General features: G+C 65.2%; 9 protein-coding genes, 2 tRNA genes and 1 pseudogene. 3 read left to right on the forward strand and 9 right to left on the reverse strand.

Annotated features, from left to right (window positions below; all coding sequences use genetic code 11):
- Window positions 1–86 precede the first annotated feature (86 nt).
- From clpP2 to WA317_RS05325, 4 genes and pseudogenes are all read right to left on the reverse strand, one after another.
- Window positions 87–722 carry an ATP-dependent CLP protease proteolytic subunit ClpP2 gene (gene clpP2, locus WA317_RS05310; protein ID WP_425172045.1) on the reverse strand — a complete coding sequence of 212 codons (636 nt, stop codon included), beginning with the start codon at window positions 720–722 and terminating at the stop codon, window positions 87–89.
- Window positions 719–1,321, reverse strand: a complete 603-nt coding sequence (locus WA317_RS05315; RefSeq protein ID WP_425172046.1) for an ATP-dependent Clp protease proteolytic subunit — start codon at window positions 1,319–1,321, stop codon at window positions 719–721. Before WA317_RS05315 ends, clpP2 begins: the two co-directional genes overlap by 4 nt.
- A 314-nt stretch (window positions 1,322–1,635) precedes the next feature.
- A pseudogene (gene tig / locus WA317_RS05320) lies at window positions 1,636–3,018 on the reverse strand (trigger factor); the annotation flags it as partial.
- Between the two features lie 57 nt (window positions 3,019–3,075).
- Window positions 3,076–3,152 (reverse strand) — tRNA-Pro (locus WA317_RS05325).
- A 125-nt stretch (window positions 3,153–3,277) separates the two neighbouring features.
- On the opposite strand from WA317_RS05325, the gene WA317_RS05330 reads away from it, so the two are divergent.
- Together WA317_RS05330 and WA317_RS05335 are read left to right on the forward strand one after the other, a co-directional pair.
- A tRNA-Gly gene (locus WA317_RS05330) sits at window positions 3,278–3,348 on the forward strand.
- 39 nt (window positions 3,349–3,387) lie between these two features.
- A complete protein-coding gene (locus WA317_RS05335; RefSeq protein WP_425172047.1) occupies window positions 3,388–4,566 on the forward strand; it encodes a serine hydrolase domain-containing protein in 1,179 nt (392 codons plus the stop codon).
- 43 nt (window positions 4,567–4,609) lie between these two features.
- Here WA317_RS05335 and WA317_RS05340 read toward each other — a convergent pair whose 3' ends face one another.
- The 5 genes from WA317_RS05340 to WA317_RS05360 all read right to left on the reverse strand — a co-directional run bounded on the left by WA317_RS05340 (window position 4,610) and on the right by WA317_RS05360 (window position 7,513).
- Window positions 4,610–4,849 (reverse strand): hypothetical protein, encoded by a 240-nt coding sequence (locus WA317_RS05340; protein WP_425172048.1) that lies wholly within the window; start codon window positions 4,847–4,849, stop codon window positions 4,610–4,612.
- A gap of 63 nt (window positions 4,850–4,912) precedes the next feature.
- On the reverse strand, window positions 4,913–5,230 hold the full coding sequence (locus WA317_RS05345; RefSeq protein WP_425172052.1) for a hypothetical protein: 318 nt from the start codon (window positions 5,228–5,230) through the stop codon (window positions 4,913–4,915).
- A gap of 347 nt (window positions 5,231–5,577) precedes the next feature.
- Window positions 5,578–6,381 (reverse strand): Fpg/Nei family DNA glycosylase, encoded by an 804-nt coding sequence (locus tag WA317_RS05350; protein WP_425172049.1) that lies wholly within the window; start codon window positions 6,379–6,381, stop codon window positions 5,578–5,580.
- Between the two features lie 6 nt (window positions 6,382–6,387).
- Entirely contained in the window at window positions 6,388–6,873 is a 486-nt protein-coding gene (locus WA317_RS05355; RefSeq protein WP_425172053.1) for a ribose-5-phosphate isomerase, read from the reverse strand.
- A 28-nt stretch (window positions 6,874–6,901) separates the two neighbouring features.
- Entirely contained in the window at window positions 6,902–7,513 is a 612-nt protein-coding gene (locus WA317_RS05360) for an Rv2466c family mycothiol-dependent reductase (protein WP_425172050.1), read from the reverse strand.
- A gap of 159 nt (window positions 7,514–7,672) precedes the next feature.
- Here WA317_RS05360 and pepN point away from each other — a divergent pair.
- Window positions 7,673–9,832 (forward strand): aminopeptidase N (gene pepN, locus WA317_RS05365; RefSeq protein WP_425172051.1); only part of this gene is annotated, 2,160 nt, incomplete at its 3' end.

The following is a 9,832-nucleotide window of genomic DNA, read 5'->3' on the forward strand; positions in this document are numbered from 1 at the left end:
GCTGCCGGGTCCGCCCCGCTGATATCGCCGACGTCGCGCGCGGGCTGGCGCGCTGACACCGATACGTCACGGTCAGTCGTGCAGGCTTAGGCGGGCTGCGCCGACAGCTTCCGGTACTCCAGCACGGTGTCGATGATCCCGTAGCTTTTGGCCTCTTCGGCGGTCAAGATCTTGTCGCGGTCGGTGTCCTTGCGGACCACCTCGGCGGTCTTGCCGGTGTGGCGGGCCAGCGTGGTCTCCATCAGGGTGCGCATCCGCTCGATCTCCGCTGCCTGGATCTCCAAGTCGGAGAACTGGCCCTGAATCACGCCGGCCAGCGATGGCTGGTGGATCAAGACCCGTGCGTTGGGCAGCGCCATCCGCTTGCCCGGCGTGCCCGCCGCCAACAGCACAGCTGCGGCGGAGGCGGCCTGGCCCAGGCACACCGTCTGAATGTCGGCTCGCACGTACTGCATCGTGTCGTAAATCGCCATCAGGGAGGTGAAACCGCCGCCCGGGGAGTTGATGTACATCGTGATGTCCCGGTCGGGATCCAACGACTCCAGGACCAGCAACTGAGCCATGATGTCGTTGGCCGACGCGTCGTCGACCTGCACTCCGAGGAAGATGATCCGTTCCTCGAACAGCTTGTTGTACGGGTTGGACTCCTTGACGCCCCAGCTCGAATGCTCGACGAACGACGGCAGGATGTAACGCGCCTGCGGCTGGATATCGGGATTCATGGCTTGACTCCGTTGAGGTGAGCGCTGGTGATGATGTGGTCGACGAAGCCGTACTCCAGGGCTTCCTGGGCGGTGAACCAGCGGTCGCGATCCGAGTCGACCTCGATGCGTTCCATCGTCTGACCGGTGAACTCGGCGTTGAGCCGGTACATCTCCTTCTTGATGACCGCGAACTGCTCAGCCTGGATGGCGATGTCGGCCGCGCTACCGGTCACGCCGCCCAGCGGCTGATGCATCAGGATGCGGGCGTGCGGCAATGCGTGGCGCTTGCCTTTGGTGCCCGCCGCGAGCAGGAACTCCCCCATCGACGCCGCCATGCCCATCGCGTAGGTGGCGATGTCGCACGGCGCCAGCACCATGGTGTCGTAGATCGCCATCCCGGCGCTGATCGAGCCGCCGGGCGAGTTGATGTAGATGTTGATGTCCTTCGCCGGGTCTTCAGCGGCGAGCAGCAGGATCTGGGCGCACAGCCGGTTGGCGATGTCATCGTCGACCTGTGACCCCAGAAAGATGATGCGCTCAGCGAGCAACCGCTCATAGACCGAATCGACGAGGTTCAGACCCTGGGTGGACGAACGCATGTGAGTCTCACCGCTCACAATGGGGCACCTGCTTTCTCGAGTTTCATATGCACCGACATTAACCAACCGGTGACTTCCCGCACTCCCTGAAGTGCGCTCGTTCGCTCAGAGCGTCACACCGGCTCGGCATCGTCGGCCTTCGGGCTCGACGAGTCGGCCTCCGGGCTCGACGAGTCGGCCTCCTCTTCCTCGCCTACCGGCTCGGCATCGTCGGCCTCCGGCGAGACGACTGTTTCCGCCGTTTCCTCTAGTTCCTCGGCCTGCTCGGACTGCACGCCCTCGGCGGGCTCGTCGACCTCTGCGGCTTCGATGGCCTCGTCGGCCGATTCGTCCTCGTCAAGGTCGAGGTCGAGGTCCTCGTCGGCCAAGTCATCCTCATCATTGTCGTCGTCCGTGCCGTGGCCGAAGAACTCGCTGGTGTCGATGACCTCGCCGGCGTTGTCGGTGACCATGGCCGCCTCGACCACCGCAGCAATGGTCAGTTGCCGCCGCACGTCGGCGAACATGTTCGGCAGCTGATTGTTCTGCTGCAGGTAGGAGAGGAATTGTTGCGGCTCGATGCCGTACTGCCGGGACATCATCACTAATCGCTCGGTCAGGTCGTTCTGGGTCACCTGGATGTCCAGGTCGTCAGCCAGGGCGTCCATCAGCAGCTGAGTCTTGACGACCTTCTCGGCGGCGTTGCGGGCATCGGCGTCGAACTCCTCCCGGGAGGAGCCTTGCTGGGCGAGTGTCTCGGCGAACTTTGCTTCGTCGTGCTCGAGCCCGTGCAGCGCATTGTGCAGGGTGCTCTCCACCTGCGCCTGCACGATCGCCTCCGGCAGCGGTATCTCCACTTGGTCCAGCAAGCTGTCCAGCGTCGCGTCGCGGATCTTCTCCGCCTGCTGGACACGCTTGGCTTGACGAACCCGATCGGCCAGGTTGGCCCGCAACTCGTCCATGGTGTCGAATTCGCTGGCCAACTGGGCGAACTCGTCATCGGGCTCGGGCAGTTCGCGCTCCTTTACCGAGCCGACGGTTACCGTCACTTGAGCTTCCTTACCGGCGTGCGGTCCGGTCGCCAAGATGGTGGTGAAATCGCGGGACGCACCGGCGGACAGGCCGACGATCGCGTCGTCGAGTCCTTCGACGAGGCGTCCTGATCCAACCTCGTGCGACAAGCCTGTGGTCGCCGCCTCCGGCACATCTGCGCCGTCGACGGTGGCGGACAGGTCGATCGAGACGAAGTCCCCGGTCTGCGCCGGGCGGTCGACACCCGTGAGTGTGCCGAATCGGGCCCGCAGCGACTGCAGTTCCGCGCCAATCTCCTCGTCGCTGATCTCCACTGGGTCGACCGCGACTTTCAGAGTGCTCAGATCCGGAAGCGTGATGTCAGGGCGGACGTCGACCTCGGCGGTGAAGACCAGTTCCTGACCGTATTCCTTCTTGGTGACCTCGATCTCGGGCTGGCCGAGCGGCCGCACGTCCGACTCTGTCACCGCCTGGCCGTACCGGGCGGGCAGCGCCTCGTTGATGACCTGATCGAGCATCGCCTCCCGCCCGATACGCGCCTCGAGCAACTTCGCTGGCGCTTTGCCCGGACGAAAACCCGGCAGCCGCACCTGCTTGGCCAGCTCCTTGTACGCCCGCTCGAATTCGGGCTCGAGCTCGGTGAACGGCACCTCGACATTGAGGCGCACCCGAGTGGGGCTCAGCTGCTCGACGGTGCTCTTCACGCGTGTGCTCCTAGATGTGTTGTTCTCAGACAGCAGCGCCTGCGGTGTGGCGTGCGCTGGTCGGGGTGACAGGATTTGAACCTGCGGCCTTCCGCTCCCAAAGCGGATGCGCTACCAAGCTGCGCTACACCCCGCACTGACCTGGAAATCCTACGGCTCGGCTCCGTCGGCTCTGCGCCTGGCTGTCGGCAAGGTCACGGGGCGGTGTCATTTGGATTTGAACTCCGCCGCGACGTACAGTCGCGCTCGATATATTCGCGCGGGCGTAGCTCAATGGTAGAGCCCTAGTCTTCCAAACTAGCTACGCGGGTTCGATTCCCGTCGCCCGCTCTGGCTGGGGTTCCGAAAGGCCCGACAGGAAGGCGCCCCATGGGCGACGTCGACATCCACGGCTCGTGCGTATCGGGCTTTGACCGGGTGCGCGACGCGTTTGAGCAGAACTTCCTGCTGCGCAACGAAGTCGGTGCCGCAGTCGCGGTCTGGGTGGACGGCGATCTGGTCGTCAATCTGTGGGGAGGATCCGCCGACGCCGCCGGTAACCGGCCGTGGCGTCAAGACACCCTGGGCAATGTGCTGTCCGGCAGCAAGGGATTGACCAGCACATGCGTGCACCAGCTCGCCGATCGCGGCCAACTCGACCTGAATGCGCCGGTGGCCCGCTATTGGCCCGAGTTCGGACAGGCCGGCAAAGAGGCGATCACCGTCGGCATGGTGCTGAGTCACCGATCCGGAGTCATCGGCCCCCCATTTCGGATGAACTGGTGGGAGGTGACCGACTGGGACTACGTCTGCCGGCATCTTGCCGCTGCCAGACCGTGGTGGAAGCCGGGCACCGCCCAGGGTTATCAGCTGGCCACCTTCGGCTTCATCCTCGGCGAAGTCTTTCGTCGAATCACCGGCTGCACGATCGGGCATTACTTGCGCGCCGAGATCGCCGAGCCGATGGGTATCGACGTGCACATCGGTCTGAACGAGGCCGACCAGAGGCGCTGCGCGGACCCGGTCAACAAGCCGCGACTGCGCGGGATCTTGGGCACCGCGCCGTGGGATCCGGTCTCGCTCGACCAGCATCCGAAGGCGGGTATGTCGGTCGCCTTGGGGTTCCTGCCCGACGATGACTTGAGCTTTCATGACTTGAAGCGATGGCGTGCGCTCGAGTTCCCTGCCACGAACGCGCACGTTTCGGCGCTGGGAATGGCCACTTTCTACAACGGGCTGGCCGTGGAGAAGCTCCTCAGCCGCCGCCACATGGAGCGCATTCGAGTGTCGCAAGGCGGTTACGACCCCGACCTGGTGCTGGGTCCGCGGGTGGCCGACCACGGGTGGGGCTTGGGTTACATGCTCAACCAGCGCTGCGTCGCCGGTCCCAACCCGCACATCTTCGGGCACGGTGGCCTGGGCGGCTCATTCGCATTCGTCGATCTCGAGCATCGGATCGGCTACGCGTACGTGATGAACTACTACGACGCCACCAAGGCCAACGCCGACCCCCGCAGCGTCGCTATCAGCGACCAGGTCTATGCCGCACTCGGTGTCACCATCAGCTGATCGTCAGGTCTTCGGTGATGGGCTAGACCTGGCACGACGACTTTCAGCCGCCGCCGCCGCCGTCGCTGCCCCGGCCGCTGAGGTCTTCGTCAATGTAGGAGTGCACCGGAGCCGACGCGGTGCCAGGGCCGGGGCCCGGTTGGTTGCAGCTGGCACCGGCCGGACACGGGTCGAGCGGCAACGGCGTTACCTGGGCCTGAGCCTGAGTAGCGATGCCCACCCCGAGCCCTAAACCGGCAGCCAGCAGCGCTGTCGACGCGGCAAAGCGCACAGAACTCTTCATGCGCGGATCGTACGCCGGAGCGGGGGATTTTTCCGGCCAGAACGGGCGAAACCTCACACCCGGTCAGCGGCCCCTGCCGTGGTCGTCGTAGCCTGGTCCTCGACCGTCGGGCCCGTGGTCGTCAAAGCCGGGTCCTCGACCGTCAGGCCCGTGGTCGAATCCTGGCCCACGGTCGTCGTAGCCGCCTCTGAAGTCGCGGCTGTGGTCGAACCCGTCGCGGTCACGGTGGAAGTCGTCGTGGCACTCGCCGTCATCCCAGTTCGGGCCCCAACCAGGGTCATAGGCTTCGCCTGGGCACCAGTGGTAGTCCGGGAAGGGCGCTGGCTCAGCGTTTGCGGCGGTCGCGATACCCAAGCCGGCCAAACCTAAGCCGGCGGTCATCGCGAGTGTCGTTGCTGCCGAGCGCGCAAACTTCTTCATGTGACTGTGTATACCCGAAGCGGTCGACGCGTCCAAACCTATGCGCGGCGCGTCCCTGCCCCGGCTTTATGTCAATTCGCTATCGGCCACGCTGGACTCGGCCGCTCTGCCCGGTTCAAAGCCTTCCGCGGCGCTTGTTCGGGACTGGTGTCCTGCCGTTCATCAGTGCTTCGGCGGCGGGCCGGCCGGCCTATTCTTAACAGGCGGCCCTATGGCCGAGATTGCTTTGCGCTATGTGGCGAACTTGAATTAGCCACGGCGTAGGAGATTACCGAATCGTTCGCTTATTCGTTGCGGCACAGGAGGTCTCACGTCTGGCAGGTGGGACACCAGAACAGATTTCGGCCCTCCAACAAGGCGGTGCGAATCGACGTGTCACACACCCGGCAAGGATCGCCGGCGCGGCGGTACACATAAGTGCGAGGCCGCCTCGGCGAATAGGACGGCAAACCGTAATCGTCTTCAGGGCGTACCGTGATGATCTTGCCGCGGCGCAGACCGACCTTCATCAATGCCACCAAATCGGTCCAGACACCGGCGAACTCAGCCTCGGCGATCGCCCGACCGGGGCGGTACGGGTCGATGCGGTGGCGGAACAGCAATTCGTTGCGGTACACGTTGCCGACCCCGGCGATCACCGTCTGATCCATCAGCAGCGCACCAATAGGTCGGCGCGACAACGTGACTCGGGCCCACGCCCATGCCGGGTCGGCGTCGCGACGCAACGGATCCGGTCCTAACCGGGAGATCACGTCGCTGATCTGTGCCTCGTCAACCACTTCGCACACGGTCGGTCCGCGCAAATCGGTGCCGTACTCGGTTCCCACCATGCGCATCCGCACCTGACCGACCGGCGCCGGTATCGCAGAATCGCAAGAAAGCGCCCATTCGGTGAATTTGCCGTACAGACCCAGGTGCACGTGCACCGTCGGCCCGTCGGCATAGTGATGGAACAGATGCTTACCCCAGGCGCTGGCGCGGCGCAGCACCAGACCGTCGACGGCTGCTGATTCGGCGAACCGGCCCTGCGGGCTGGATACCGACACCCGCGCGCCGGCGTAACGCCGCTGATGCAACCTGGCCAGCCGGTGCAGGGTGTGCCCCTCGGGCATGGGCGACTAGGTGTTGACGCCGGCGCCCGGCACCGTCGGCGCTTGGTGGGTTCGCTCGTACTCGTCGAGGATGTCGATACGCCGCTGGTGGCGAACGGCGTTGGACCAGGACGCGGTGAGGAAAGCGTCGACGATGGCCAACGCCTCCTGCACCGTGTGCATGCGCGCGCCGATACCGATCAGTTGCGCATTGTTGTGCTGGCGCGCCAGCGTCGCGGTCTCCACGCTCCACGCCAGCGCGCAGCGGGCTCCGGGGACTTTGTTGGCCGCGATCTGCTCGCCGTTGCCCGATCCGCCGAGCACGATGCCCAGTGCGGCCGGATCGGCTACCGTGCGGACCGCGGTGGCGATGCAGAATGCGGGGTAATCGTCGTCGGCTTCGTAGCTGGAAGCTCCGCAGTCGACCGGCTCGTGCCCGGTCTTCTTGAGGTGCCCGATGATCTGCTGCTTGAGTTCATAACCGGCGTGGTCGGAGCCCAGGTATACGCGCACGCCCGTCATCCTGCTCCGCCGGTTTCCGTTAGTCGAATTGGGGCTGCTCGGTGCGCGTCCGCTTGAGTTCCCAGAAGTGCGGATACGACGCGAAGGTGACCGAGGCGTCCCAGAGCTTGCCTGCTTCTTCACCGCGCGGAATCTTCGACAGCACCGGGCCGAAAAACGCCACGCCGTTGACGTGGACCGTCGGGGTGCCGACGTCCTTGCCTACCGCGTCCATCCCCGCGTGGTGGCTCTTGCGCAGCGCCTCGTCGTGGGCGTCGCTGTGGGCGGCGTCGGCCAGTTCGGCCGGCAACCCGGCGTCGGGGAGTGACTGCTTAATGACGTCGTCGAGGTCTTTGTTGCCGTCGTTGTGGATCCGCGTGCCCATCGCCGTGTACAACGGCGCCAGCACTTTCGCACCGTGGGCCTGTTCGGCGGCGATCGCCACCCGCACCGGGCCGAATGCTTTCGCCATCCGCTCGCGGTACTGCTCAGGCAGGTCGTCGCGGTCCTCGTTGAGCACCGCCAGGCTCATGACGTGGAAGTTCACCTTGATGTCGCGAACTTTCTCCACCTCCAGGATCCAGCGTGAGCTGATCCAGGCCCACGGACACAGCGGATCGAACCAGAAATCGGCGACTGACTTGTCGGGCATGGGAGTCCTCTCATCGACGGGGTAAGGCCGTCCAGCACAACCCTAACCGCGGTGCGCGTTGTTCCCGCCCGAGTATTTGCCGGCCAGAATCCGCACACTTGCCGGTTTCTCTGCAGGCCACCGCTGCGGCCCGGATTGTCACCGGCTTAAGTTAGACAGGTGGCTCTCCCCAATCTGACCCGTGATCAAGCCGTCGAACGCGCCGCGCTGCTCACCGTCGACAACTACCGCATCGTCCTTGACCTGACCGACGGTCAGGGTCGGCCCGGCGAACGCGTTTTCCGGTCCACCACCACCGTGGAGTTCGACGCCCTGGCCGGCGCCGACACCGTCCTCGACCTCGCCGCCGACACCGTGCACAGCGCGACCCTCAACGGCGTCGACCTCGACGTCTCCGGCTACGACGAATCCACCGGCATCACGCTTACCGGGCTGGCCGAGCACAACGTCGTCGTGGTCGACGCCGACTGCCGCTACTCCAACACCGGCGAGGGCCTGCACCGGTTCGTCGACCCGGTCGACGGCGGGGTTTACCTCTACTCCCAGTTCGAAACCGCGGACGCCAAGCGGATGTTCGCGTGCTTCGACCAACCCGATCTGAAGGCGACCTTCGACGTGTCGGTGACCGCGCCGTCCGACTGGGAGGTGGTCTCCAACGCCGCCACCGTCAGTGTCGACAACGGCGTGCACACGTTCGCCCGCACGCCGCGGATGAGCACGTATCTGGTGGCACTGATCGCCGGCCCGTATACGCGCTGGGACGACGTCTACACCGACGACCACGGTGACATTCCGTTGGGAATCTTCTGCCGCGCCACTCTGGCCGACTTCATGGACGCCGAGCGGCTGTTCACCGAGACCAAAGAGGGATTCGGGTTCTACCACAAGCATTTCGGTGTGCCTTATGCATTCGGCAAATACGACCAGCTGTTCGTCCCCGAGTTCAATGCGGGCGCGATGGAAAACGCCGGCGCCGTAACCTTTCTGGAGGACTACGTTTTTCGCAGCAAGGTGACCCGGGCGTCCTATGAGCGGCGGGCTGAAACGGTACTGCATGAGATGGCGCACATGTGGTTCGGTGATCTGGTCACCATGAAGTGGTGGGATGACCTGTGGCTCAACGAGTCCTTCGCCACCTTCGCCTCGGTGCTGTGCCAAGCCGAGGCCACCGAATACGCCCACGCCTGGACCACGTTCGCCAACGCCGAGAAGTCCTGGGCCTATCGGCAAGATCAGCTGCCGTCGACACATCCGGTAGCCGCCGATATTCCCGATCTGGCCGCGGTCGAGGTCAACTTCGACGGCATCACCTACGCCAAAGGCGCCAGCGTGCTCAAGCAGTTGGTGGCCTATGTCGGCCTCGAACATTTCCTGGCCGGCCTGCGGGACTATTTCAGCGCTCACGCGTTCGGCAACGCCACGTTCGGTGATCTGCTGACCGCTCTTGAGAAGGCGTCCGGCCGCGACTTGTCCGACTGGGGACAACAGTGGCTCAAGACCACCGGGCTCAACACACTGCGCGCCGATTTCGACGTCGACGCCGACGGCAACTTCACCCGGTTCGCGGTGACGCAGAGCGGGGCAGAGCCAGGCGCGGGCGAAACGCGGGTTCATCGGCTGGCGATAGGGATCTACGACGATGACGGCGACGGCAAGCTGGTGCGGACCCGCCGCGAAGAACTCGACGTCGACGGTTCCAGCACCGAAGTACCTGCGCTGAGGGGTGTTTCGCGTGGCCGGCTGGTGTTGGTCAACGACGACGATCTGACCTACTGCTCGCTGCGGCTCGACCCGGATTCGCTGGACACCGCCCTGCAGCGCATCGCCGACATCGCCGAGCCGCTGCCGCGCACCCTGGTGTGGTCGGCGGCCTGGGAGATGACCCGTCATGCGGAGCTGAAAGCACGCGACTTCGTGTCCCTGGTGTCTACCGGTGTGGTCGCCGAAACCGAGATCGGGGTGGCCCAGCGGCTGCTGCTGCAGGCGCAGACCGCGCTGGGTTCGTACGCCGAGCCAGCCTGGGCTGAGGCGCAGGGTTGGCTTGAGTTCGCCGACCGGCTGCTGGAGCTGGCGCGTGGCGCGCAGGCCGGGTCAGATCACCAGCTGGCCTTCGTCAACGCGTTGTGCTCGTCGCTGCTGTCGCAGCGGCACACCGAGGTGTTGTCGGCGTTGCTGGAGGGCGATTCGGCCCAAGCGGGTCTGCCGGGGCTGACGATCGACCTGGATCTGCGGTGGCGCATCGTGACGGCGCTGGCGGCTGCGGGGGTGATCGACGCCGACGGGCCGGCGACACCGTTCATCGACGCCGAGGTGCAGCGC

The organism is Mycobacterium sp. (genome assembly GCF_049802695.1).
In the GTDB taxonomy this organism is placed as follows: domain Bacteria; phylum Actinomycetota; class Actinomycetes; order Mycobacteriales; family Mycobacteriaceae; genus Mycobacterium.

Excerpts from the sequence above, each read along its gene's own strand:
- WA317_RS05360 (WP_425172050.1), bottom strand. The coding sequence starts at position 7,513 with ATGCCCGACAAGTCAGTCGCCGATTTCTGGTTCGATCCGCTGTGTCCG.
- WA317_RS05350 (WP_425172049.1), bottom strand. The coding sequence starts at position 6,381 with ATGCCCGAGGGGCACACCCTGCACCGGCTGGCCAGGTTGCATCAGCGG.
- WA317_RS05335 (WP_425172047.1), top strand. The coding sequence starts at position 3,388 with ATGGGCGACGTCGACATCCACGGCTCGTGCGTATCGGGCTTTGACCGG.
- clpP2 (WP_425172045.1), bottom strand. The coding sequence starts at position 722 with ATGAATCCCGATATCCAGCCGCAGGCGCGTTACATCCTGCCGTCGTTC.
- WA317_RS05345 (WP_425172052.1), bottom strand. The coding sequence starts at position 5,230 with ATGACCGCCGGCTTAGGTTTGGCCGGCTTGGGTATCGCGACCGCCGCA.
- WA317_RS05340 (WP_425172048.1), bottom strand. The coding sequence starts at position 4,849 with ATGAAGAGTTCTGTGCGCTTTGCCGCGTCGACAGCGCTGCTGGCTGCC.